This window comes from Alicyclobacillus hesperidum (genome assembly GCF_900107035.1).
In the GTDB taxonomy this organism is placed as follows: domain Bacteria; phylum Bacillota; class Bacilli; order Alicyclobacillales; family Alicyclobacillaceae; genus Alicyclobacillus; species Alicyclobacillus hesperidum.
In genome coordinates this window covers 76485-100142 of record NZ_FNOJ01000006.1, presented here as the reverse complement: position 1 = coordinate 100142, position 23658 = coordinate 76485, and the positions used below count along the sequence as shown (strand labels likewise).

21 protein-coding genes, 3 tRNA genes and 1 riboswitch are annotated in these 23658 nt (G+C 54.7%); of the genes, 15 read left to right on the top strand and 9 right to left on the bottom strand.

Annotated elements, in window-relative coordinates:
• Positions 1 to 85: 85 nt before the first annotated feature.
• The 4 genes from BLU70_RS06475 to BLU70_RS06460 are packed head-to-tail and all read right to left on the bottom strand — an operon-like array spanning position 86 to position 4046.
• The gene (locus BLU70_RS06475) at positions 86 to 838 is read right to left on the bottom strand and encodes a glycerophosphodiester phosphodiesterase (RefSeq protein ID WP_040288221.1); all 753 of its coding nucleotides are present in this window, start codon (positions 836 to 838) and stop codon (positions 86 to 88) included.
• A 31-nt stretch (positions 839 to 869) separates the two neighbouring features.
• Positions 870 to 2219 (bottom strand): ABC transporter substrate-binding protein, encoded by a 1350-nt coding sequence (locus BLU70_RS06470; RefSeq protein ID WP_244885129.1) that lies wholly within the window; start codon positions 2217 to 2219, stop codon positions 870 to 872.
• A 52-nt stretch (positions 2220 to 2271) separates the two neighbouring features.
• Positions 2272 to 3111 carry a carbohydrate ABC transporter permease gene (locus tag BLU70_RS06465; protein ID WP_244885136.1) on the bottom strand — a complete coding sequence of 280 codons (840 nt, stop codon included), beginning with the start codon at positions 3109 to 3111 and terminating at the stop codon, positions 2272 to 2274.
• Positions 3111 to 4046, bottom strand: coding sequence for a carbohydrate ABC transporter permease (locus BLU70_RS06460; RefSeq protein ID WP_244885128.1), 936 nt, complete (start codon positions 4044 to 4046; stop codon positions 3111 to 3113). Before BLU70_RS06460 ends, BLU70_RS06465 begins: the two co-directional genes overlap by 1 nt.
• Before the next feature lie 187 nt (positions 4047 to 4233).
• Here BLU70_RS06460 and BLU70_RS06455 point away from each other — a divergent pair, with 187 nt between their 5' ends.
• The gene (locus BLU70_RS06455) at positions 4234 to 5478 is read left to right on the top strand and encodes an aminopeptidase (protein ID WP_074692765.1); all 1245 of its coding nucleotides are present in this window, start codon (positions 4234 to 4236) and stop codon (positions 5476 to 5478) included.
• Positions 5479 to 5504: 26 nt separating this feature from the next.
• A complete protein-coding gene (locus tag BLU70_RS06450) occupies positions 5505 to 7121 on the top strand; it encodes a gamma-glutamyltransferase family protein (protein ID WP_074692762.1) in 1617 nt (538 codons plus the stop codon).
• A gap of 19 nt (positions 7122 to 7140) precedes the next feature.
• Here the strand turns inward: BLU70_RS06450 and pcp are convergent, their stop codons facing one another.
• On the bottom strand, positions 7141 to 7785 hold the full coding sequence (pcp, locus tag BLU70_RS06445) for a pyroglutamyl-peptidase I (protein WP_052012178.1): 645 nt from the start codon (positions 7783 to 7785) through the stop codon (positions 7141 to 7143).
• Positions 7786 to 7931: 146 nt separating this feature from the next.
• Here pcp and BLU70_RS06440 point away from each other — a divergent pair, with 146 nt between their 5' ends.
• From BLU70_RS06440 to BLU70_RS06415, 6 genes are all read left to right on the top strand, one after another.
• Entirely contained in the window at positions 7932 to 8522 is a 591-nt protein-coding gene (locus tag BLU70_RS06440) for a TetR/AcrR family transcriptional regulator (protein WP_074692759.1), read from the top strand.
• Positions 8523 to 8545: 23 nt separating this feature from the next.
• A complete protein-coding gene (locus BLU70_RS06435; RefSeq protein ID WP_074692757.1) occupies positions 8546 to 10579 on the top strand; it encodes a YhgE/Pip domain-containing protein in 2034 nt (677 codons plus the stop codon).
• Between the two features lie 77 nt (positions 10580 to 10656).
• Positions 10657 to 13011 (top strand): RNA polymerase recycling motor HelD, encoded by a 2355-nt coding sequence (gene helD, locus BLU70_RS06430; protein ID WP_074692754.1) that lies wholly within the window; start codon positions 10657 to 10659, stop codon positions 13009 to 13011.
• Between the two features lie 13 nt (positions 13012 to 13024).
• On the top strand, positions 13025 to 13639 hold the full coding sequence (locus BLU70_RS06425; protein WP_074692752.1) for a histidine phosphatase family protein: 615 nt from the start codon (positions 13025 to 13027) through the stop codon (positions 13637 to 13639).
• A gap of 62 nt (positions 13640 to 13701) precedes the next feature.
• A complete protein-coding gene (locus BLU70_RS06420) occupies positions 13702 to 14976 on the top strand; it encodes a glucose-6-phosphate isomerase (protein ID WP_074692751.1) in 1275 nt (424 codons plus the stop codon).
• A 26-nt stretch (positions 14977 to 15002) separates the two neighbouring features.
• Positions 15003 to 15944, top strand: coding sequence for an ROK family protein (locus BLU70_RS06415; protein ID WP_074692748.1), 942 nt, complete (start codon positions 15003 to 15005; stop codon positions 15942 to 15944).
• Between the two features lie 37 nt (positions 15945 to 15981).
• Here BLU70_RS06415 and BLU70_RS06410 read toward each other — a convergent pair whose 3' ends face one another.
• Complete coding sequence (locus BLU70_RS06410) at positions 15982 to 16224, bottom strand: YkuS family protein (RefSeq protein WP_040288470.1); 243 nt, start codon at positions 16222 to 16224, stop codon at positions 15982 to 15984.
• Between the two features lie 92 nt (positions 16225 to 16316).
• Here BLU70_RS06410 and BLU70_RS06405 point away from each other — a divergent pair, with 92 nt between their 5' ends.
• From BLU70_RS06405 to BLU70_RS06380, 6 genes are all read left to right on the top strand, one after another.
• Positions 16317 to 16646, top strand: a complete 330-nt coding sequence (locus BLU70_RS06405; RefSeq protein WP_074692745.1) for a hypothetical protein — start codon at positions 16317 to 16319, stop codon at positions 16644 to 16646.
• Between the two features lie 144 nt (positions 16647 to 16790).
• Positions 16791 to 17105 carry a hypothetical protein gene (locus BLU70_RS06400; protein ID WP_040288501.1) on the top strand — a complete coding sequence of 105 codons (315 nt, stop codon included), beginning with the start codon at positions 16791 to 16793 and terminating at the stop codon, positions 17103 to 17105.
• Between the two features lie 56 nt (positions 17106 to 17161).
• Positions 17162 to 17380, top strand: coding sequence for a hypothetical protein (locus BLU70_RS06395; RefSeq protein ID WP_074692742.1), 219 nt, complete (start codon positions 17162 to 17164; stop codon positions 17378 to 17380).
• Positions 17381 to 17427: 47 nt separating this feature from the next.
• Positions 17428 to 17503: transfer RNA gene (locus tag BLU70_RS06390), tRNA-Lys, on the top strand.
• Positions 17504 to 17512: 9 nt separating this feature from the next.
• Positions 17513 to 17588 (top strand) — tRNA-Met (locus tag BLU70_RS06385).
• 3 nt (positions 17589 to 17591) lie between these two features.
• Positions 17592 to 17668 (top strand) — tRNA-Asp (locus BLU70_RS06380).
• Positions 17669 to 17819: 151 nt separating this feature from the next.
• Here the strand turns inward: BLU70_RS06380 and BLU70_RS06375 are convergent.
• Positions 17820 to 20024 carry an MMPL family transporter gene (locus tag BLU70_RS06375; RefSeq protein WP_074692739.1) on the bottom strand — a complete coding sequence of 735 codons (2205 nt, stop codon included), beginning with the start codon at positions 20022 to 20024 and terminating at the stop codon, positions 17820 to 17822.
• 166 nt (positions 20025 to 20190) lie between these two features.
• Between BLU70_RS06375 and BLU70_RS06370 the strand changes: the two genes are divergently transcribed.
• Positions 20191 to 20817: a TetR/AcrR family transcriptional regulator gene (locus tag BLU70_RS06370; protein ID WP_074692736.1), complete on the top strand. Its 627-nt coding sequence runs from the start codon at positions 20191 to 20193 to the stop codon at positions 20815 to 20817.
• Between the two features lie 295 nt (positions 20818 to 21112).
• Here BLU70_RS06370 and BLU70_RS06365 read toward each other — a convergent pair whose 3' ends face one another.
• Entirely contained in the window at positions 21113 to 21652 is a 540-nt protein-coding gene (locus BLU70_RS06365; protein WP_074692734.1) for a 1,2-dihydroxy-3-keto-5-methylthiopentene dioxygenase, read from the bottom strand.
• A gap of 94 nt (positions 21653 to 21746) precedes the next feature.
• On the bottom strand, positions 21747 to 23153 hold the full coding sequence (locus BLU70_RS06360) for an MFS transporter (protein WP_074692732.1): 1407 nt from the start codon (positions 23151 to 23153) through the stop codon (positions 21747 to 21749).
• Positions 23154 to 23439: 286 nt separating this feature from the next.
• A riboswitch (cyclic di-AMP (ydaO/yuaA leader) is annotated at positions 23440 to 23568 on the bottom strand.
• Positions 23569 to 23658: the final 90 nt, after the last annotated feature.

Below are 23658 nucleotides of genomic sequence, written 5' to 3'. Positions count from 1 at the left end.
GCAGCCGCCCTTACTTAAATAGGTATCCCAATCGTTTGTTTCTGTCAGCGTCATCTAGGCCTCGAGTTGGCCATTACCCACTGTATCAGACGGACGAAGATGCGGTTTCTTTATACGTCAAATCGTCAAGAATGACGCCCGAGACGCCTGCTTGAAGGCAAAGCGATAAGGCCTTTTTGCTGCGCACGGTCCAAGCGAATACCGCATAACCCTGTGCTTTGGCTTGCGCCACGAACTGGGGATCAAGGTGTTCAACGTCTGGGTGCAGGCTGTCAAGGCGCAAGGTCTCAGCGAGATCGAAGGGAGGCCAAAGACGACCCACGAAGAGGGCGCCTAAGGCGATAGTCGGATCCAGTGAACGCACCGCGGCGAGCGCGGTATGATCAAAAGATGACAAAAGGACACGTCCGGCTGCTCCATGACGGTAGATACAGCCTAATACGCTGCGGACGAGTGCGTGGGTACGCTCGGCAGGTCCAGTTTTTAGCTCGATGTTCAAACATGTGTGCGGCAGTGTGACGAGTACTTCGTCCAGCGTCGGGATGACCGTACCTTGAAATCGTTGGTCGAACCAGGCACCGGCATCGTACTGGCGGATTTGTGCAAGTGTCATGTCACTGACGGCGCCTTGACCATTGGTCGTCCGTTCCAAAGTTGCGTCGTGGAGAACGATGAGTGAGCCATCGCCGGCCGAACGCACATCGAGCTCGATCATATCGGCACCCATCGCTACAGCTCGCGTGAACGCAGGTAGGGTATTTTCGGGGCATTCCGACTTTGCGCCGCGATGGGCGATCCATACCAGGTCGTCCGCTTGTAGCCATTCTTGTATGTTCATGATTCATCCTCCACGGGCTGACGAGGTCTTGTTAGCCTAAGTTTTGGTTCACCTGTTCCGCCGTTTGTTCCATCGTTGGTGCCACAGGTTTTCCTTCATCAAAGATGCCTTCCAGGGCTTGTTGCACTTGTTCGAGCACCGCGAGGTACGCTGGCGATGCAGGTGGGGATTGCTCGTACTTCAATTCGTCAATTGCGGTCCTGTATTGTGGGTGTTTGGAAATGAATGACATGTATGTTCTGTTCGCTAAATCGGCTTTCTGCACAGGCAGATAACCCGTTTCTATTGACCATTTGACGGATTGTGCAGGAGCAGTCCACCACTGAATAAACGTCCAGGCAGCCTGTTGTTGGGCCGGGGACACGCCTTTGAGAATGGCGAGATCGCCACCGCCAGGAGGCACAGCGAGCGTCTTCCCGCGCGGTAGCAACGCCGTGTTCCAGCTAAATTTCGATCCGACGCCCGACGCAACCTTGCTGGCGCTTCCAATCGAGTCAATATCCATAGCTACTTCGCCATTCATGAAATCCTGTGTCATGAGATCCCACGTATTTGGGCCAGCCTCGACTTTGGCATCGCCTTCTTTGACCAACTGGGCTTGTGCATTCAAGATGGTCAAGGCATTGGGCTTGGCAAATGTCGCTTCCGTCAGGTTGTGCGAGAGAATGGTTCCACCGCTCGATAAGACCGCATATTCCCACGGCCACCAGTCGACAAGCGGCGCAAAACCGTATATTTTGTGGCTGCCTGCGCCCTTCGTCAGGGCTTTGGCGTCTGCCATAAGTTGCGGCCAGTTCGTCGGTGGCCGAGTGATGCCAGCTTGCCGAAACAGCGTCTCGTTATAATAGAGCACGGGAACGCTGCGATTAAACGGCACGCCATAGTAGCGGCCCTGATACTGTGTTGAGACGAGAATGCCATCCAGGAAGTTGCTTGGTTTGTCAATGGAACTCGTCCTCAACAGGGAAGTGAGGTCTACCAATTGGCCACTGGCAGCAAACACCGGCATCGCATGAACCTCGATTTGAGCAATGGCCGGCGGGTCGCTTGCTTTGATGGCCGCGAGGAGCTTTTGCTGTTCCTCGCCGCCCCCCGAATAGCTACCTTCGTACGTAGCGATGACTCGAATGTTCGGGTGTGTACGGTTAAATTCGGCAACCATTTGTTGAATGTCGTTACTTAGGTTGTTGCTGACGCCGTACCAGAAGGCAATGGTGATGGGATTCCGGCTCGCCGCTCCCATGACGGATTGGTCGGATATGTGTGCTGCTGAGACCGTATTCGCTTTTGTCGCAATGTTCGTTGTACCACAACCGGTGGCGAGTGTCCCCGCTGTGCATAACACTCCGAAATAGACGAGTGCGCGCCTGATGTTGTTCATTCGTCAATACACTCCTTATTGTATGTGTATGGATGCTAGCGTGTCGTATTGTTCAGCCTTTCAAAGAAACGCCTGTGACACCTTGTACGAAATAACGTTGGCCAAGCAGGAATAGGATCACGACAGGGGCTATCGCAAATACGTCGAATGCCATGGCAAGGTTCCATTGCAGAGATTGACCGGCGTCCTGAGTCAGGAAGTACGACAGTGCGACCGGAACGACACGCATGTTGTTCGTGTTGGTCGCGATGAGCGGCCAGAACAGGCTGTTGTAGTGGTATACGAAGTTGAGCAACACAAGAGTTGCAACGGTTGGCTTCGCATGAGGTAGGACAATGTTCACGAGAATCTGCCATTCAGTTGCACCGTCGACGCGTGCAGCCTGCACCATTTCCTTCGGGATCGAAAGGAAACCTTGGCGCATCAGGAAAATGCCGAATGCAGACCCGACGAAGGGAAGAATGAGCGCGCCGTAGGTGTTGATGAGATGGAATGTCGAAAGCATGCTGTAGATGGGGACGAAGGTTGCCTGCATTGGCACCATCATGGCGAGCAGAGTGGTGAAGAAAACCAAGCGCTTGCCTTGATAGGGAATAAAGACGAGCGAGTATGCCGCGAGGGCTGATGTTCCGAGTTGACACGCGACAATCGTGGCGTTGGTTAGCAAGCTGTTGCCTAAAAACAAGAGAAACGGCTGAGCGTGCCAAGCAGTGACGAAGTTGCCGAAGGCCAGGTGGTTGGGCCATAAATGCGACGAGAGGATGTCGGCGCTTGGTGCAAGTGCCGTGCGGATCATCCAAAACAGCGGGGTGATGCATACAGCGCATAGGATAATCAGGACGATGTGCACTCCGCTGTGAGTGAGTCGAAGTCGCAGGCGTTTCGCATTCATCACGATTCATCCCCCACCCAGCGATTGCTGAAAGAGACTTGCAGCCAGGTTAAAAGTGCTAGCATTGCAAAGAGGACGACCGAGGCAGCGGACGATGTGCCGATGTCGTACATTTGAAACCCCTTCTCAAAGATGTAATAGGCAAGCGTGGTGGAGGCTCCATCGGGACCGCCTCCGGTCATGACGTAGACTTGGTCAAATGTCTGAAAAGTCTGAATGAGACAGACGACGATGGCAAAGAACAGGCTTGGGGCCAACGCGGGTAGCGTAACATGGCGTAGCGTTGACCATAGGCCGCCGCCGTCGACCCGGCAGGATTCCTTCAGGTGTTGGGGTACATTCTGTAGGCCCGCCAGAAAGACGAGCATGTAGTAGCCCGTATACTGCCAAATCGAGAGGATGAGAACCGACAGGAGTGCGGATTGGCCACCGCCAAGCCAGTCGATGGGATGGCCCCCAAATATCTCGACGATCCGGTTGACAAGCCCGCCGTCGGTGTTGAACAGCAGGGTGAACATGAGGCCTGATCCGACTAAAGGGATGACATATGGCCCGAAAAGGACGGTACGGTAGACGCTGGTACCCGAAAGCCGCATGTTCACCAATATGGCGAGGGCGAGCGCAAGAGGCAACGATAAGAACACCATGCCTGCGGCGAGCCCTACGGTGTTGGTCAGCGCTTGGCCAAAGTCGGGTGCGGTCAACAGGTGATAGTAGTTTTCCCAGCCGACAAACCTCATCGTTGGAGTGAGAAAGTTGGATTGAAACATGCTCAGATAGACGACATATGCCATGGGAATGAACACAAAGAGCGTCAAGAATACCAGCGCGGGCAAGATCATGATCCAGCCGTGGATCGAAGACTGGACTTTCCGCGCTGTCTGTTGGCGCGCACGAGGTTGGCTTTTGAGGACGCCTGGAAGAGCCCTGCTCAATCGAATGCCCCCTTTGCTCATAGCAAAATTCGATCCGGCCTTGAGTGTACGCATGGTTTGTGAAACGCTCATCAATCATCGATTGCTTTTCCGTAAAGGTCTCGTAAAATAGGCAAATTTGTTATAGTGAGTGCAGGGCGTTCGTGAAGCGCAGCAGTTCAGCATCGGTAAAAGGGGCGGACACATCATGGCAGATTTACAACGGAAATACGCCGATCTCATCGTTCGTATCGGCGTCAATTTGCAGCCGGGGCAGCCCTTGGTGATTGGTTATGGACGCCGACAGGTATACCCGGAGCACGTCGAGTTTGCACGCAAACTCGTGGCGGCAGCTTACGATGCTGGCGCGAGTTTCGTACAGGTCGATTGGGGCGATGAATGGTGGCAGCGTGAAACGGTGGCGCGGGGTGATCTCAACCTCTTGCGAGAGCGCGCGAAGTGGCAGTTGCAATGGGTCGAGAAACTCGCGGGGCTTGGTGCTGCGTATATTGCCATCCCGGCAAGCGACCCGAATCTATACAATGGTGTGCCGGCGGATCGCGTGGAAGTGGCAGAGCGATCCATTCGTGAGACGTTCCGTGCCTTTGATAATGAGCGCACCAACGACATGCATCGCTGGACGCTGGCGTCGGCACCGACGGCCGCATGGGCGGATGTTGTGCACAAGGAACTGCCGAAGTCTGAAAGGGTCGGCGCACTTTGGCAAGACATCTTAAAAGCAGCGAGATCGACCGGAGACGATCCGATTGCCGATTGGGAGCACCATATTCAAAATCTGCAGCGGCGCGCCAAGTGGCTAAACGACTTGCGCATCAAAACACTGCATTATCGTGCACCTGGCACGGATTTGGCCATTGAGCTTGCGGAGGGCCACTATTTTGCAGCGGCTGGCCATCCAGATCAAAAGGGCGTGCGGTTTGTCGCCAACATCCCAACGGAAGAAGTCTACACGGCGCCGAAAAAGACAGGTGTGCACGGCACGGTCTCCAGCACGATGCCGCTTAATCACAACGGATCTCTGATTGAGGGGATTCGCCTGCGCTTCGAGCATGGACGCATTGTCGAGTATCATGCAAAGAAGGGGCAGGATGCGTTGCGGGGTATCATTGAGGCGGACGAAGGTAGTCATTATCTTGGCGAAGTTGCTCTCGTTCCGGTCGATTCGCCCATCGCGCAAATGAACCAGATTTTCTATAACACGTTGTTCGACGAGAACGCGTCCTGTCATCTCGCTATCGGGCGCGCGTATCCGCTCGTTGAAGGCGGTCATGGTCTCCCGGCGAGCGAATGGGAAGGCCGCGGACTAAACGATAGCTTGATGCACGTCGACTTCATGATTGGTTCGGCCGATCTCGATATCGATGCGGAGTTGTTTGACGGTAATACAGTACCGGTATTTCGCAAGGGTCGTTGGGCAAACGGAAACGCCTGAGCGATCACGTGCAGGGAGGCATAGGGATGGGGAGCCTTTCGTTGGATGGAACACATTATCCATATCCGTCTCGGCGCACAGTCGTTTATGCGCGCGGCGGCATGGTTGCGACGTCGCAGCCGCTCGCATCCGCGGCGGGTGTGGAAGTTTTACGCCGTGGGGGCAACGCCGTGGACGCGGCGGTGGCGGCCGCCGCTGCGTTGGCCATTGTCGAGCCGACGTCAAACGGCATTGGCAGCGACGCGTTTGCAATCGTCTGGCATGACGGGAAGATGTACGGACTTAATAGCAGTGGCAGATCTCCTGCCTTACTATCGTTCGATGCGCTTGCGGCGCGGGGGATGGCCGAGATGCCGACACACGGTTGGCTGCCGGTGACGGTGCCAGGCGCTCCAGGCGCTTGGGCGGCACTGTCCGAGCGGTTCGGTCGCGTCTCTTTGCGGGAAGCGCTTGCACCGGCCATTGCCTATGCAACGGACGGATTTCCGGTGGCCCCTGTCACGTCGGTGAATTGGCGCCGTGCGGTCGAGGCGTACCAGAGCCGCCTCCGCGGAGCTGTACACGACCCGTTTTTCAAGCTTTTTGCTCCCGGCGGCGCTCCCCCACAAGCCGGTGCCTGTTTCCGCAATCCCGACGCGGCGCAAACGCTTAAGGCCATTGCGGAAAGCGGGGCGCGCGCGTTTTATGAGGGTGAGATTGCTGCGCGGATCGACCGCTTTGCACACGAGACAGGTGGTTTGTTGCGCGCTTCCGATCTCGCTGCATTCGCACCCGAGTGGGTCGAGCCACTCTCTGTTCGCTATCGAGGTTATGACGTGTGGGAGTTACCACCAAACGGTCAGGGCATTGTTGCCCTGATGGCCTTCGCGATTCTCGAGGGACTCGACATCTCTGCCATGTCGCCGGAAGAGCGTGCCCACGTGGAAATCGAGGCCATCAAGCTCGCGTTTTCGGTAGGTCTTGCCGAAATAGCGGATCCAGCGGCGATGCGCCGCTCACCAAGTGAGCTCTTGGCGGAGGACTTCGTCACTGGGTTGCGATCGCGCATCACGAGCGAGGCCCTCATGCTGCCCCCTTCGCGGCCGCAGCCGGGTGGTACTGTGTATTTGTGCACAGCGGACGGCGAGGGTAACATGGTGTCCTTCATTCAAAGCAACTATATGGGCTTTGGCTCTGGAATCGTCGTGCCAGGCACGGGCGTGTCTCTGCAGAATCGTGGGCACAACTTCAGCTTGGATCCCAGTCATCCCAACGCGCTCGCCCCTTGCAAGCGTCCATACCATACCATCATTCCTGCCTTTTTGACGAGGGGTGGCAAGGCGGTTGGCCCGTTTGGGGTCATGGGCGGTTTTATGCAGCCTCAGGGGCATGTCCAAGTACTGAGCCAAGCCCTCGATTTAGGCCACAATCCCCAAGCCGCTCTGGATGCGCCGCGTTGGCAATGGATGAGCGGGAAGCACGTCCTGGTCGAACGGGCGTTGGGTATTGAGGCCATTCAAAAGCTTGTGGATAGAGGGCACGATATCGAGGTTACGGATGACCCCACGCCGTTTGGACGTGGACAAATCATCTGGCGCGATGGCCATAGCGTCCTTGCAGGCGGTACAGAGCCGCGTGCGGACGGCGCTATCGCCATTTTATAAGCACTCTTTTAACAAACCCTTAGCACATCAAAGTCGGGCGCTCGGGAAAACTTTGCACGACGGCTTCGACGGCGGCACGCACACCTTTCGCCATCAAGTCGAGCGGCAAACCGGGCGCCTTTTTTGCGAGCACCTGTTCCGTCATATAGGGTACGTGCATAAAGCCTCCGGCAATTTGCAGGTTATGCGTGTGAATGTGATGCATTAAGGTGTAAAACACATAATTGCAGACGAACGTACCGGCGGTATCGGAAATCGCCGCGGGCACACCGACAGCCTGGATAGCTTCGACCATCGGCCGCAGTGGGAGCAAAGAGAAGTATCCGACAGGTCCGTCTTGGCTAATGGGTTCGTCCTGGGGTTGTGCGCCTTGATTGTCTGGAATGCGCGCGTCGATGATGTTTATGGCTACACGCTCTGGCGTCAGTTGTGTGCGGCCCCCGGCTTCACCCAGGCAGATCACAGCACGTGGGTGAACACTCTCGATTGCGCTGTACAATTCGTCTGCCGCCGTGGAAAATGCCGTCGGCAGGCGCTTGGCGACAATTCGAAAGCGGTTTGCCAGCGTTTCGCCGCTTAGTGTGCGAGCAATTTCCCACGAGGGATTAAGGACCTCTCCTTGAAACGGCTCAAACCCTGTCAATAAAACGGTTTCCACTCGCATCCCTCCTCTTGATTATATTTCTTGGCCCAAGGTGCAATCCCTTTTGGATGCCGCGCTTTACCTTATGCATGCCCCGTCGTATACTCTTTTTTGACTAAGTGACCAAATTCGGATTTTGGTCAATCCACTGGAAGGGAGTGAGCATGATGGATTTACGCGAGAAGATTGCGACGGCTGCAAAACAAGCATTTTCCGAGTTTGGCTATAAAGCGACGACGATGGATCAGGTGGCCCGTCTAGCAGGGATTAGCAAGGGTGCAATTTACATTCATTTTCCGAGTAAGGAAGCGCTATTCGGGAATATGTTGCAAGAATTAATCACCCATCTGCGCGAGGCCGTAGAGGCGGAGTTGCGGCCAAACGCGGACTTCTTCGATAACTTGGAGCGCGGGTTGCGTCGGGTCGTCGCCTTTCGTCAGGAACACGCCGTATTCGCCAAGTTAGCGCAGGAAGTCCGGCAATTTGGAACAGAGCCTGCCCGCGCCGGGTTGCGACACGTTGAGCATTCGATAGTCGACTATTTGAAAGGATATCTGGAACGAGGCATCGCGGAAGGGGATGTGAAGCCCTGTGATCCTGAGCTCGTTGCGTTTGTTCTGATGCGCACGTATACGACATTGGTCAACGATTGGGCAGATACGCATGAACCCCTCTCCAACGAAAACCTCATTCTCCTGTTTCATCAACTTTTTGCAGACGGTCTGCGGAATTCATCCAAAGTCGCCAAGACAGAATGAGCAAGGGACGAAGGAGGGGGAGTATGGAGACAGGAGGATTTTGGGCAACTGTTGGTCAGGAATGGTCCTCGAACTTGCGAAGTTGGCGCAACCGAATTCAGGTTTTCGGAATCCTGCTGATTCCTGTATTATATGCGGCTACGTTTTTATGGGCGTTTTGGAATCCATATGGGCACCTTGAACGATTGCCGGTTGCCGTGGTCAATGAAGACCGTGGTGCCACGCTCGATGGCAAGCGTATCGACGCCGGTGCGCAGATGGTCAACCGCTTGAAAACGGATCATAACTTAGGTTGGCGGATCGTCAATGCCAAAGAGGCAGAACAAGGCATGGTGAATGGAACGTATATCATGACGATCACGATTCCCTCCAACTTTTCGCAAGAGGCGGCAAACGCGGCGACGCAGCCAGGTGCACCACAGCCAACCATCCAAAGTGTCACGAACGATCGACATAACTACATTGCGGGCATTGTTGGACGTAACGCGATGGTCAAGTTGGAAGAGCAAACGGCGAGCCAGTTGGCGAGATCGTACGCGGAGAATGTGGTCAGCGGTCTGGTTTCGGCGCAAGCCGGGATTCGCGCCGCGAGCAGAGGCGCATCCCAGGTGGCCGCAGGGGCTGGCAAACTAGAGGCGGCGAGCGGATCTTTGATGAGTGGCGCACAACAGGTGGAAAGTGGAGCTACAAGGCTCGCCAACAATCTGCAAACCGCGGCGACCGGCGCAGGCCAAGTTGCGTCTGGTGCGGCAAAAGCACAGCAAGCGGCGACGCAGTTAGCCGCTGGCATGGCGCAGTTGACGCAAGGTGCAGCGCAGGTGCAGACCGGAGCAAAGCAGTTGCAGTCAGGGTCGGCGGTGTTGGCAACTGGGGCCGATCGCGCTGCAACGGGCGCGAGCCAAGTGGCTGGCGGCGCGCAGCAGGTTGCCGACGGGCTCGCGGCACTTGCGAAGGCGAATCCTGCGTTGGCCGGGTCCGCGCAGTTTCAGTCGTTGTTGACAGCCAGCCAACAAGTCGCGGCCGGATCGGCCCAGGTGGCATCGGCAAACCAGTCGCTTGCGGCAAATGCACGAAAGTTGGCCAGTGGTGCGGGAGCCGTGGCACAGGGGAGTCAGGCTCTGACCACCGGGATCGACAAGGCGTCTTCCGGTGCTCAGCAACTTGCTGTAGGTGACGAGAAGGTCGCGCGCGGAGCAAGTCAACTGGCCGCTGGCATGAGCGGTTTACAGGGAGGAGCGGCACGCTTGGCCTCCGGTGCACAGGGCTTGCGGCAGGGCATTGGACGCTATACGAACGGCGTCGCGTCGGTCACTTCGGGTGCCCAAACGCTGGCGTCACACTTGCAGTCGGCTGCGCAATCGATGCCGACCGTGCACCACACCCAGATCGTCAACGCCATTGCGGATCCGGTAGGAGTACACCAGCTCGAAGCGGGCAACATCAACACCTATGGCAACGGGTTTGCACCATACTTTTTGTCATTAGGGCTCTACGTCGGTGTACTGCTCATGAGCGTCATCATATCGTTTCGCGACCCACCGTCGATCCCGTCGTCCGGCTTCGCTTGGTTTGCTTCCAAATGGCTCATGATTGGTGCAATGGCAGTCGTGCAAGCTTTGCTTGCAGACCTCGTACTACTTGCAGGGTTAGGTGTGCACACGACACATCCTGTTTGGTTTGTACTGTTCTCTGTCTTAACGAGTTTGGTGTTTGCCGCTATCCTTTTGTTCTTCGTCGCTGCCATGCAAAACCCGGGACGTTTTATCGGTGTGATTCTGTTGATTTTGCAGTTGACCAGCAGTTCCGGGACCTATCCGGTCGTGCTGTCGCCAAAGTTCTTTCAGAAGTTGGGACCCTGGCTACCGATGCACTATACCGTAGATGGCTTTCGGTATATCATCGGCGGAGGCAATTCGACTGCCATGACGACGGACATCTGGCGCTTGATGGCTTATGGGATTGTCTTTTTAGCCTTGTCCTGTGTGTTCTTTGCTGCTATGTACCGCAGGCGCTATAAAGGCGCCATGGCAGGCAAGCCGGCCACTTTACAAGCGTGATCGGAGAACCGTTTTCAACCGTCTCTCGCCATCGCCAGAGAGACGGTTGATGTTCATTGCAGAAGGAGGCAGACCCGATGCAAGAAAATGAGGAGAGCCGTCATCCGGAATGGGCTAGCGAACAGGCGTATGTCAACCAAGTTGTCCAGAGGATTGAAGCGAAGCTGGTACAAATGCAGGCTGATGTGTCGCAGGTTCGTGGTGAGGTGGTCGACATTCGTCGGCATTTCTGGGACGATGTGACGATCAACGTCAGTAACCCAGACGATCTCGTGGAAACGCACTTTGCGATCCGCCAGCAAGCGGAACTCTTAGCCGAACGCGAACGACGGTGGCACCGCGCGGCGGAGGCAGCAGAGGTTCTGGAAAAGCAAAAATCGTCGCCGTTTTTTGCCCGGATCGACTTTCGAGAGCAAGGTGAGGCGGAAACAGAGCGCGTGTATATTGGTATTGCTTCGTTTCGCGACGAAGAGACGGATGAATTTTTGGTCTACGACTGGCGCGCCCCGATTGCCAGCTTGTACTACGACCATACGCCTGGTCCCGTCGCTTTCGCAGCTCCACGCGGCGAGATTCGCGGCGAGATGACCCTGAAACGCCAATTTGTCATTCGCGGGGGCACCATTTTTGCGATGTTTGACGCAGGCATTACGATTGGCGACGAGCTGTTGATGTATGCCCTGTCCGGCCGTGCGGATGCGAAGATGAAAAACATTGTCGCCACGATTCAACGCGAGCAGAATCGCGTCATCCGCGATGATACGAGTCCAGTCCTGATTGTGCGCGGTGCCGCCGGAAGTGGCAAGACGTCAGCTGCGTTGCAACGGGCGGCCTACCTGCTTTATAAGCATCGAGGGCGCTTAGAAGCCAGTCAAATGCTTCTATTCTCACCCAATCCCCTGTTCAGTTCGTATGTGGCCAATGTGTTGCCTGAACTCGGCGAGCAAAACATCGAACAAACGACGTTTTACGATTACCTGAAACGGCGGCTAGATGGTGAATTTGTCGTCGAGGACGGTTTTGACCAGCTCGAGCGGCTTTTGAACCTCGAGGATGGACCAGAAGCCGAAATACAGATGCTCTCCGCGTCGTGGAAGGCATCGCCAGCCTTTGCTGATGCCATTCATCAATATGTATCACAACTTTCCGTTTCCGGTATGCGATTCTTGCCGATCCGGTTCATGGACCGAACGGTTGTCAGTGCGGATGAAGTGGCAGCCATTTTCGCGCAGACAGAGGCGCACTGGCGGATGCCGCTGCGGATAGAGACGGTGCAAAAAGAGTTGCTGGCACGTCTCGATGCATTTGCCGAGGTGGAAGCGACTGCCGATTGGGTCGAAGATGAGCTGGAGTTGATGTCCGATGAGGATTATCAACAAGCTCATAAACAAGTGGAAAAAAGGCGTCGGCACGCTAAGCATTCGTTTGACGATTACCAAGCAGAGCGCGATGAACTCGCAAAGATATTGCTTAATCGCCGTCTAAAACCCGTTCGCAGGTTCATTCAACGCCTCGCCTTTGTCGATGTACCAGCCATTTATCAACAATGGTTTGAGCAAGCCTTGGCAGGCCAGCTTTCGGTTCCTTCTGAGGTAGCTCCAGATCTTTGGCGATCCATGTGCATGTATACCACGCAAGCGATTGCGAACCGTCGACTGCCGTATGAAGATGGTACACCTTATTTATATGTAAAGGAGTTGTTACTTGGCCAAGCCGTCAACACGGCGATGCGCCACGTATTCATCGACGAGGCACAGGATTATTCTGCTCTACAGTTGCACGTTATCCGGCGCCTGTTTCCCCGCAGCCGCCTGACATTGCTTGGCGATCCAAACCAAGCTATCTACGCCCACGTCCCGGGGATGGCGATGGCCGATGAATTGCGGCAAAGCTTTCCGGATTTGACGACTATCGAGCTGACGCAGAGCTACCGTTCGACGGCGCCTATTGTTCGCTTTACACGCGGCATGGCAAGGGATGGGGAAGCCATTGTGCCGTTTGATCGCGAAGGGCCGTTGCCTCTTGTGCAACAGGTCGCGCCTGATGATCAGGTACAACTCATTCGCACCTGGATTGAAGAGTACCGGTGTAAAGGATATCAGTCCATCGCGGTGATTTGCCGGACGCAACGAGAAGCGAGCCAGATGGCGGAGCAATTGAAGCTCGTCGGTTGCGATGTGCGCCAGATTGACAAAACGACGAGTACATTTTCTGCAGGAGTTGCCGTCGTTCCGGCGTATCTAGCTAAGGGTGTGGAATTTGACGGCGTGATCGTCGCGGATGGATCAGCGTCGGCGTATCGGCGCGCGTTTGAGCAAGAGCTGTTTTACACGGCGTGTACGCGGGCGATGCACGAACTGCGGATTGCCTGTGTAGGCAAGCCGAACCGGTGGATTGCCGAGCAACCGGCAGACACTTATACCCAGGCGTAAGGAGGATGCGGGCATGATGGTTTACCTGTTTCGCCATGGGCAGACGGTCTATAACGCCGATGGCGAACGGTTTTGCGGCACGTCGGACGTCGGCCTGACTGCACTTGGCTGGCAGCAGGCCCGCTGTGCCGCACAAATGCTTGCGGGCGTGCGCATACATGCATTTGTGCACTCTGGTTTGCGCCGAGCGGCAGAAACGGCGAAGGCCATTCAGGAGTCACATCCGCATTTGGCGACTGCAGCACTTTATGTCGAGCCGGCTTTTCGCGAGGTGGGTTTTGGCTCTTGGGAGGGGTTGACACGCGCCGAGGTCAACAAACGTTATCCGGATATGTACGCGCAATGGCTCGCTGATCCCGCGGATGTCAACATTCCGGGCGGCGAGGACATCGGGCAGCGCCAGCAAGAAGTACTGACTGCCTTTTCTCGGCTTATTGAGCGGTTCGTCGATTGTGACATTGCCGTGGTCGCCCACAACACCATTAATCGCCTGTTGCTGGTTGGCTTACTTGGCAGTGACGCTCGCAATTATCGGCGGATCGTACAAGAGAACGCGTGCATGAACATCATTGAATATTCGGAAGCGTCCGGTGTTCGCATCCATGCGGTGAATCGTCTTGCAATCTAATGGATAACTGTCGACTGTGGTAAGATACTGAGGGAGATTCGTTAGGTCTAGGAGGGACAGAAATGATTCAACTGCATCTGGAAAAAGTGAGAAAATGGTTCACTGAAGAACATGAGAAGCGTTTGGCACCACTTGCTGAGTTTGCTTACGGCGAATTGCAGAATCGCGATCGCGATGCATTCGGTAAGGGCTGGATGTCATGGCCTGTCGATCATCACGAGTCGTTGTATGCGGACATCGACAAAATCGCCTCTGATTTCCGTGCGAAGTCGAACGTGACGGTCGTCATCGGCATCGGTGGTTCGTATCTGGGTGCCCGTTCGGTCCTATCGATGGTGCAACCGGAGTTTACAAGAGAAGGCAAACACGAAGTTATCTTCGCTGGTCAACAGCTCAGCCCTACATACCATGCTCATCTCTTAAAGTACCTGGACAGCCGCGAAGTCACTTTGGTGGTTGTTTCGAAATCTGGGACGACCCTGGAGCCGTCGGCGGTGTTCCATACGTTCCGCGACTACTTAGAGAAGCGTTACGGTGAGGCGGAGGCATCCGCTCGCATCTGTGCCATCACGGATGCGCAAAAGGGCAGCCTGCGCGCGTACGCGGACGAGAAGAAGTACGCGACGCTGCCGATTCCAGACGATATCGGCGGTCGCTATTCGGTCTTGTCGGCGGTTGGGTTGTTGCCGATGGCACTCGCTGGCGTCGATTACCGGAAGGTGATGCAGGGAGCTGCCAATATGCGGGATCAGCTTGCGAAAGTAGCGATCACGGCCAATCCAGCGGTACAATACGCCTTGGCACGCCACGTGCTGTATCAACAAGGGTTTGTCGCCGAAGCACTTGTGACCTATGAGCCGCGCGTGGCTGATTTTGCCGGCTGGTGGCAACAGTTGTTCGGCGAAAGCCAAGGCAAAGACGGTATCGGACTTTATCCGACCATGTTGCAATATACGACCGATTTGCATTCGATGGGTCAGTACGTTCAAGATTCGCGCAAGGTGCTCGTCGAAACGGTGCTCGACGCGTTTATCGATGATGCGCCAGAATTAAAAGTGCCAGTGGGATTGGATGAAAAGAACCGCTATTTGGAGAACGTTTCGTTCCACAAGCTGCAGGAAGTTGCCGTCGAGTCGGTCATGATTGCCCACAGCGAAGCCGGCGTTCCGAATATCCGGATTGAGGCCCGCGGCGATGCCGAATCGCTCTACGGAGAATTGGTATACTTCTTTGAAGTCGCTTGTGCATTTGGTGGTTACCTACTTGGTATCAACGCATTCGATCAGCCCGGCGTTGAAGCATACAAGAGCGAAATGAGGGCTCGCTTGCAGAAGTGATGAATTAAGGGAGAAGGGGCAACGGGATGAGTGGAAAGTTGGCTTTAGGCATCGACATCGGCGGTACGAACGTCAAGTTGGCGCTCGTCAACGAAGCTGGTGAGGTCATCGCCAGCGAGTCCGTACCGACGGAGCCAGAGCGGGGAGCGGAGGCATTCTGCCGCGAAGTTGCCGCAACAGCCAAGACGATGACTGCCCAGGCGGGAATTGCCTGGGCGGAAGTCATCGGGGTAGGCGTTGGCATGGCAGCCTTTCTTGATGTCGAACGAGGATGGATTGAGGAGTCTGTCAATCTCCATTGGCGGGATGTACCTTTGGGAGAGATGCTCACGAGGGAACTGGGCAAGCCGGTTCGCGTTGACAACGACGCCAACGTCGCTGCGCTCGGTGAGGTATGGCTGGGTGCGGGGCGCAATGCCAACACCGCCTTGTGCGTGACGCTGGGTACCGGTGTTGGTGGCGGGATCGTCATCAACGGCCGCATTCACCGCGGTGTGACCAATATGGCGGGGGAAATTGGTCATATTATGGTCAAAAACGATGGGGAGTTGTGCAATTGTGGCCACCATGGCTGCCTGGAAACCTTGGCGTCAGCGACAGCACTGTCTCGTCATGCGGAACAAGCTGGTCTCGTCGGCAAAGAAGGGCGCGAATTGACCTCGAAGGAAATCTTCGAGATGGCAGAGGCGGGCAACGCGAAGGCGAAAGCGGTTGTGGACGACATGATTCACTGGCTTGCCGTCGGTTTGTCGATCGGAGCCAACATTCTGAATCCGGACGTCATTGTGATCGCAGGCGGGGTTGTCAACGCCGGCGATGCATTGATTGAACCATTGCGCAAGGCGTTTCATCAAGAGGCCTTGGCTCGCGTGGCGCGCGCCTGCACGATTGTTCCGGCGAAGCTGGGATCCCAGGCGGGCGTACTCGGGGCGGCGCGGCTCGTTCTTCAGGAAATCGAAACGGTGTAAGGTGAGCGACAGGCGACTTTGCCTGTCGCCCGCCATATCAGTGAATGTACTCTTTGACGCGTTGGTATACGTCTTCTGGGGACAAGCCATCGGCTGAGATGACCGGGACATTGTTGACTACGGTTTGGATGCCCATGATGTTTTTGTCCGATCCGGTGATGACGACCGCACATACGCCGGGCTGTTGGCGCTCGCCCGTCATATCGACCACTTGACACCCTTGTTGTTGTAGGTATTCTTTTACAGGTGTCAAACCTTGTTCTACCGCCACAGACTTCATCGTCATCCCTCCAAGGGTTATGGTCATGCATCCGGTAGTGTTTGAGTGTTGCGCGAAAATATGCAGTTGATGTGTAGAAGGGAGGGGAAGATATGGGTCATGTACACATGATTTATGGGGTGATTTTGATCCTGCTCGCGATTGTCGCGACAGCCTGGGAAATTGCGAGCAAAGCTGGGTTGCCGAAGGCGTTTCGTGGAATCGTCATCGGTTTATTCGACTTGCAGGTGATTTTGGGCATTATTACATGGATCGTTCGGCGGCCGCATTGGCAGTTCATCGGCCATCCAATTCTGATGGTTGCCGCGGTGGTCATCTTACACGTGATGACGTCGCTTCAACATGCGCGATCGCGCCGAATTGCGGGATGGATCATTGCGCTTGTGTTACTGATCATTGGCGCCGGAGCATATCACGCGTGAGTTTGGCTTCGCAGTCTGATCGGCCTATGGCAACCAAACAGCGCTTGCCCTAGCAACACTCTCCAACGACAATCGAACTTTTCACATGTACAATAGGAACGAATGAAGAGTCGATTGCCGGCTGCTTGAGGGGCATAGTTGCGTATGGCCGATCTATTGCAAATTCAAGTTAAGCATCCTGGAATCGCTTTAACGGAAAAGGAGCAAAAACTCATCGCGTGTCTGGTACAGCGAATCTGTGTGCACCATCTGCATCGTCGGCTTGGTCGGCGGTTTCGGATTCGACCAGCCAATGTCGATTCCATCCACCTTGTGGTGCATCAGACCGTGGCGATTGAACAGGGCATTTCAAACGAAGAACTGAACGACATCGTGCCTGATCTCGTCCGCGATATTCGGGAAACCTTGGCGTGGTGTGACGTTGTAGCAGAGGATATCGTGCTGGTCGCAAAAGCGTGATGACCATTTTGTGTGGGACGTTTGGCGTATTACAATGGGATTAGGGAGGAATACTGATGAAGCTACACATTTCCTTGTTCCAGTTGCCAGACGGTATGTATGTCGCGACCTGTGCAGAAATTCCTATGTGTCAGGTGCTACGAAAGAACAAAGGGCATGCAATGCAAGACGTCAAAAAGCTCGTTCGCCGATTTTTGGAGGAGCGTAAAGCAGAAAATCGTCCATTTGTCCCAGAGCTACATGAATTTGAAGTCGAAGATGTAAGTTCTGTTTGACACGGGCGAATTCCTGTGTTATATTTATAAGCGTTCGCCGGACACCCGGGTCATTAGCTCAATTGGTAGAGCATCCGACTCTTAATCGGCAGGTTGAAGGTTCGAGTCCTTCATGACCCACCAGTTTTATATCGCGGGGTGGAGCAGTTGGCAGCTCGTCGGGCTCATAACCCGAAGGTCGCAGGTTCAAGTCCTGCCCCCGCAACCACTTGGAGCCGTGGTGTAGAGGCCTAACATGCCTGCCTGTCACGCAGGAGATCGCGGGTTCGAATCCCGTCGGCTCCGCCAATATGATAAACCGCCGTTTCGGAGTATCCGATTCGGCGGTTTTTTTGTGGAATGCGGTGCACAATCCTTTGTATTGTGCCTGTGTTGAAGCTGCTTGCCGCAGAACCCAAACGGCGAGGAGGCGCTGGTCGCCATGCCTCGCCATGTTCATTTATGGATGGTTTTTCGCGGATGGATAGGATGGCCAATATGCAAAACGCCCACAGAGTGACGTGATGGCAGGAACGATGAATGGGCGGACGACAAACGTATCCAAAAGCACGCCTATGGCAGATACGATACCAAATTGAACGAGCACTTGAATGGGAAGACTGGCCAATACTGCGAAGGTGCCAGCCAGGATGAGTCCAGCTGATGTGATGACGCTACTCGTCGAACTTACGGCCTGTTCAATGGCTTCCTGATGGGGTACGCGACCCTTTGCTTGCCATATACGCGACAACACAAAAATGTTGTAGTCTTCGCCGAGTGCGACCAGAAACACAAATGCATACAACGGTATCGCACCTTGGATGGCGGGCGAGCCAAGGGCGTAGTGTATGACTAGCCAACCTGCTCCCAGTGCACCGACATATGACAAGACGACGGTGACGATGAGATAGACGACTGCAACAATCGAACGTAAGTACATGAACAGGAGTAAGGCAATCATGCCAATAACAATCGGCATTACGACGCCTGTATCGCGATTTGTCAAAGCCTTCGTGTCGGCCTGTGTGGCCGTTGGCCCACTGATCCAAACCTGGTTCTTTGCGCGATCAGTTGATTGCGCGTCCAATGCCTTCTCTGCGACACTGTGAATTCGGGCGAGATCGGCCATTGCTGTGTTGCTGTACGGGTCCGTTGCCAACGTGATGTCGACAAGGGCGACGCGATTGTGTGTATTGGTTGCGGCAACGTAGGCCGTGTCGATATATGGTTCGTCTTTGAGTGCCTTGGTTACCGCCTGTGCAGAATCGCTCGGTACGAGCAATTCGACAGGTGCGAGTGCGCCTTTGGCAAAGTGCTCCGATAAAATCGTATAGCCTTCACGAGAGGGCATAGATGGTGGAAACGATGAGATGAGACTGTACGTCGTTCGGATTTGAAACGTGAATAATCCGAGCCCGATTAAAATCAGCATCCCCAAGGCCGTGACGATGCCCGATCGCGATGTGACCGTGTGTCCAACCCACCGACTCAGTGCGCCCGGTTCACCGCGCCGAACGCGCGATGGACTTGGGGACGTGGTCTTGGTGCCCGCTTCTGGGCGCGGTATGAAAGGAAAGAACGCGACACGGCCCAGGATGGCGAGGAGGGCAGGCAACAATGTCACGCCGGCGAGAGCCATGATGGCAATGGCCAGGCAAAACGGAACGGCAAATTCATGGTACGACTGGTAATGTGCGAAGAGGAGTGACAAGAGTGCGAGCGCGACGGTAAGTCCACTCATGGCAATAGCCCCGGCTGAACCGCCGACAGCTCTGCGAATGGCGCTGTACTTGTCTTCGGATTGATACAATTGCTCTCGGTACCGGGCGACCATCAACAGGCAATAGTCTGTGCCAGCTCCGAACAGAAGGACTGTCATGATGGAAGTTGTTTGCGCGTCAAAGGTAATCCAGTGGTGAGCGGCTAACTCCCCGAGGATTGGGCTGATGAGCCCATATGCGATCCCGACGGTCACCAGCGGTACAAACGCGAGAATGGGTGAACGGTAGATGACGATAAGCAGTGCCAGAACGAGCAATGTCGTGGCCATAAGCAAAGCGAAATCTGCGTGCTGAAATAAACTGACCGCATCGACTGCGATGCCAACTGGCCCGGTAATTCGCACGTGAAGTCCATTGCCGCTCAGTGGGCCTTGGATAGCGCGACTGCCTGCTGCGGCCTCCACAGCGTGTTGAATCTGTACCACAGCTTGATGTAACTGCGCTTGAGTAGCGCTGCTTTTGAGCGTGATCGGTAATACGAGAGTCGTTTTGTCCTTAGACATCCATGGCGCGAGGGCAGCTGCTGGCATGGAAGCAAGAGGAGGCACTGCGATCTGCGAAGCAACCGGATGACTCCGGAGCCTCTCGGAAACGTTTTTGATGATTTCGATATCCGTGTTTGTAAGCCCTTTCTTGTCATACCACACCACCAGTGCCGGTGCCCCGGTTGATGCAGGGAAATTCTCCTCTATCCGCTGTTCTGCCTGCACACTTGGAGCAGAACTTGGCAAATAGGAAGCATTGTTGCGTTCTACTCGGCTTGCCGCTGGGAATGCCAATGATGCCACCACTGTGCAGACAATCCATATAAAGAGTGTAATCCACTTGCTTCTTGGTCCAGTGGTCCATTTGGCAAGTACACCTAGGGAACTTGCATCCACCATTCTTTCCACAAAACTCCCCCCGTTGGAGTCAGGATATCGATCCAAAATTAAATATACCGGAAGGTTAATTTGTCTGTCTATATTGCGCGAACCACAGCGTTTGCTTTGGGCGTGTTATACTGAAGTGTATGCGAATTGGACGGGTGTTGGATAGGAGGGCTGCGGCGTGCGAAAACAGGAATCACGGTCACGGCGTCCTGGGCGACCACCGGCAGATTCGGTGGATGTACCTACTGCTGACCGGATACTACAGGTTGCTGCGAAGTCCTTCATGAAATCTGGCTTTGACAGTGTCAGCATGAGTGAGGTTGCGCGCCAGGCTGAAGTGACGAAGGCTGTATTGTACTATTACTATACATCCAAAGCGGAATTGTTTCTGCGCTCGTTGCTGTATGTTATGGAGATTTCGCGACAGCGGACCGTTGCCATTCTTGAGAGTTCAGAGCCGCTGCGTGCTCGTCTTGAAAGGCTTACCCGTATTCGCTTAAGTATCGACGTCACCTTGGACATGAATTTTATTATGCGCGGCAGCGAAGACGCATTGTCGACGGAACAGTTGGCGGAATTGCGCTTGGCAGAGGAGCGTTTGCTTGCGGCCTTGGCCAATGCATTTGAAGAAGAGATGCACGCGGGTGGTATTCGCCAAGCATCCCCGGAGTTTATCGCCCGCACATATTTGTCACTGTTGGTCATTGGCAAGGGGCGCATGCAAAGGCAAGGTGCTGATGCCGAAGTGAACGCTATCGCGGAAGAAATCGTTTCGTTACTATGGCATGGCATTGGTGTGAGTTGAGACAAGTACTCCGATGGCGATCCGCCCAAAACACGGGCTACCGGGCAAATGCCCTTGGCACTGCCCAGCGGCTTACATATCGTATATCGAATCCACCATGACAAAGGAGGATGACGATATATGTACGGTGTTTTCGGTGGGTATACGCGTTGGGCGGTTGTGTTCCTCATCATCTTTGTGCTCTTTTTCCTGTTCGTTCCGGCAGCTCCGGTTGCAACTGCAACCTGCTGACGTCTGAGAAACAAAAAGCGGCGGCCCATCTCGGCCGTCGCTTTTTGTTTCTCACAAACGATACTCAAGCTTGCTGAAAAGCGGGATCGGCATAAGGGTGTGCCACCCACCCGGCGGGATCGATAAACAGTCGTACAGCGACCACTTTCCGTTCGTCTGTCAATGTGAAGAAGTGCGGATTGCCTTCCGGCACCGAGATCACATCGCCTGCCTGCAGGACGACGTCAAAGTATCCATCTTTGCCTTTGATCACGAAAATGCCGCTGCCAGCCGCGATAGCACGCACTTCATCCTCCGTGTGCGTGTGCACCTGCTCAAACTTTTTTAACATGTCTTCAATATTCGGCGTGCTGTCTGACAGGGCAATTACGTCCCATTTGACGTACCCTCGCTTCTGACTAAGCGCTTGGATGTCTTCATTGAGGGCAGCGAGAATTTCGTCCTTTTCTGCATCGGTCAAGACAAACTTGTTTTGTAGGTGGACAGGCATTTTTGCCTCGACGTCCCAGTGATCATAGTACACGTCGTTCGCGGTGAGAAACGTACGCACTTCATCTTCGCCGCGTATCTCTGTACCGGTGTCACGAATGCGGATGACCGCCATCGACCATTCCTCCTTTAAGTACCAAGGGTGGCCGATGGGCCACCCTTACCTAACGCTATCTTAAAATTGGTGTAGACGTTTGTCTATCTGCAGATTATCGCGAGATGTGACGGACCGATTGCGATTGTCTAGCCCCTGCTGTGCTGTGTCGATGCGATCTCGCTACGTCGGCGACGCTGGCTTCGTTGAGCGTTTGTTGTGTGGTTTCCGGTGCAAGCAGGATACAGACGACGAGACCGCCGAGGGTCACAAGCGCTCCAACGAGCATCGTGGGTCCGATGCCAAAGCGCGACAGACCCCAGGGGAACAAGTATGTTCCGAATACTGCGCCAAAGCGGCTGATACATGTCGTAATACCGACCGCGGTGCCGCGCACCTCTGTTGGAAACAGCTCGTTAGGCGCAAGCCATTCCATCACGTTGGGGCCGCCTGAGAATAGCGCGTACAAGATAAAGCCCAGTAGAATGATGGCAAGTGGCCCGCTTGGGAAGAAGCCCAGAAGGGCAATGCCGACAGTCATCCCGGCGAAAGCGATGATGATAAGGCGTCGCCGCCCCCAACGATTGACCAGAAAGAGAGCCGGAATACAGCCAATGAGAAACAATGCGCTGATGATGGCAGCGCCGTAACCTGATGCACCCGTGAATAGGTGGTAGGACGTAAGCATTTCGGGGCCGAACGTCAGCATCGCGAACAGCGGTGCGACGGCCGCCATGTAGAACAGGCCGACGTATAAAGTCCGTTTGACGTATGCACGCGAGAACAGCTTCAGGTAACTGGTGCGGCCTTTGCTTTCTGCGGGCACCTCGATATCCGCCAAGGAGGCTTCTGGTCCATATACCGACTGTAAGACCTGCAGAGCCTCATCCTTGCGCCCCTGTTGCAGCAACCAGCGCGGCGATTCAGGTGTACCCATGCGCAAGAGAACCAAGATGACGGCAGGAACCGCACTGCTAGCCAAGATCCAGCGCCAAGCCTCCGGGCCGATGGCGAGCATCCACTGGCCCACCAGATAGGCGACCGTCGAACCTACGTAATATGCAACCAACGTCACCCCGAGCATCATACCGCGATGGCGGCGCGGGGCAAATTCAGTCAACAGGGATGTCGCAATCGGGTAATCAGCACCGACGGAAATGCCAAGGACGATGCGCAAGGCAAACAACTCCCAGGCGTTATGAACGAAAAACTGCAATATGGAAGCGACGATGAGCAAGATGAAGTCGATGGTATACATCAACTGGCGGCCAAATTTGTCGGTCACATAGCCGAGGAATCCGCCAATAAAGATGCCTATCAAGGCAGATGCGCCTATCAGACCGCTCCACATTGCATTCAAATGCAATTGGGGCGTGATTTGGGTCAGGGCGATCGCGATGATGCTGAGAATGTATCCGTCGAGAAATGGGCCTCCAGAAGAGTAAATCGTCAGTTTTAGGTGAAACGGACTAAACTTCGCGTCTTCTACCACGTTGGTGGCTTTTGCAGACAAACCATCCATCTCCTTTCTTCTCTCGGCAACAAAGCTGTCAATGGGAAGCCCAAGCACGTGCAAATGAACAGCTTTGCTTGGCATTCAGGTTTTTGGCACGAAAATTTCTTGTAACGAAATATGTGGGTGTGCAACTTCCCGTGGCGATGGGGCGCCCAAAAGTGAACCCTTGTGTTGGTGCACAGTGCATGGTTTGAAGATCAAGGATTGGATGGTGGATCTGCAGTTAAAGATTCGTGGAAAGGTTTGAGCATGACAATACAGAAGGAACTTGCAGTATACAACATGGGCACAGCACTCCTTTCATGACGCTTGCGAGGTTAGCTGACGGGTTAGGGCTGAAAGGCGCCCCACGCGACAAATGCGTTTCACCCCAGGTATGGGTCCCCCGCTTCCCCATTCGGGAATTCAGCGCGGCAACAAACGTTGCTCTAATTACGTTAACGCAAATATTGCATGGTTGCAAATGAACTTGTCCACAATAGTCACAGGTTTTATCCACAATTCATCCCCT

Coding starts and splice junctions, on each gene's coding strand:
- BLU70_RS06475 (WP_040288221.1), bottom strand. CDS start 838: ATGAACATACAAGAATGGCTACAAGCGGACGACCTGGTATGGATCGCC.
- BLU70_RS06470 (WP_244885129.1), bottom strand. CDS start 2,219: ATGAACAACATCAGGCGCGCACTCGTCTATTTCGGAGTGTTATGCACA.
- BLU70_RS06465 (WP_244885136.1), bottom strand. CDS start 3,111: ATGAATGCGAAACGCCTGCGACTTCGACTCACTCACAGCGGAGTGCAC.
- BLU70_RS06455 (WP_074692765.1), top strand. CDS start 4,234: ATGGCAGATTTACAACGGAAATACGCCGATCTCATCGTTCGTATCGGC.
- BLU70_RS06450 (WP_074692762.1), top strand. CDS start 5,505: ATGGGGAGCCTTTCGTTGGATGGAACACATTATCCATATCCGTCTCGG.
- pcp (WP_052012178.1), bottom strand. CDS start 7,785: ATGCGAGTGGAAACCGTTTTATTGACAGGGTTTGAGCCGTTTCAAGGA.
- BLU70_RS06440 (WP_074692759.1), top strand. CDS start 7,932: ATGGATTTACGCGAGAAGATTGCGACGGCTGCAAAACAAGCATTTTCC.
- BLU70_RS06435 (WP_074692757.1), top strand. CDS start 8,546: ATGGAGACAGGAGGATTTTGGGCAACTGTTGGTCAGGAATGGTCCTCG.
- helD (WP_074692754.1), top strand. CDS start 10,657: ATGCAAGAAAATGAGGAGAGCCGTCATCCGGAATGGGCTAGCGAACAG.
- BLU70_RS06425 (WP_074692752.1), top strand. CDS start 13,025: ATGATGGTTTACCTGTTTCGCCATGGGCAGACGGTCTATAACGCCGAT.
- BLU70_RS06420 (WP_074692751.1), top strand. CDS start 13,702: ATGATTCAACTGCATCTGGAAAAAGTGAGAAAATGGTTCACTGAAGAA.
- BLU70_RS06415 (WP_074692748.1), top strand. CDS start 15,003: ATGAGTGGAAAGTTGGCTTTAGGCATCGACATCGGCGGTACGAACGTC.
- BLU70_RS06410 (WP_040288470.1), bottom strand. CDS start 16,224: ATGAAGTCTGTGGCGGTAGAACAAGGTTTGACACCTGTAAAAGAATAC.
- BLU70_RS06405 (WP_074692745.1), top strand. CDS start 16,317: ATGGGTCATGTACACATGATTTATGGGGTGATTTTGATCCTGCTCGCG.
- BLU70_RS06400 (WP_040288501.1), top strand. CDS start 16,791: ATGGCCGATCTATTGCAAATTCAAGTTAAGCATCCTGGAATCGCTTTA.
- BLU70_RS06395 (WP_074692742.1), top strand. CDS start 17,162: ATGAAGCTACACATTTCCTTGTTCCAGTTGCCAGACGGTATGTATGTC.
- BLU70_RS06375 (WP_074692739.1), bottom strand. CDS start 20,024: ATGGTGGATGCAAGTTCCCTAGGTGTACTTGCCAAATGGACCACTGGA.
- BLU70_RS06365 (WP_074692734.1), bottom strand. CDS start 21,652: ATGGCGGTCATCCGCATTCGTGACACCGGTACAGAGATACGCGGCGAA.
- BLU70_RS06360 (WP_074692732.1), bottom strand. CDS start 23,153: ATGGATGGTTTGTCTGCAAAAGCCACCAACGTGGTAGAAGACGCGAAG.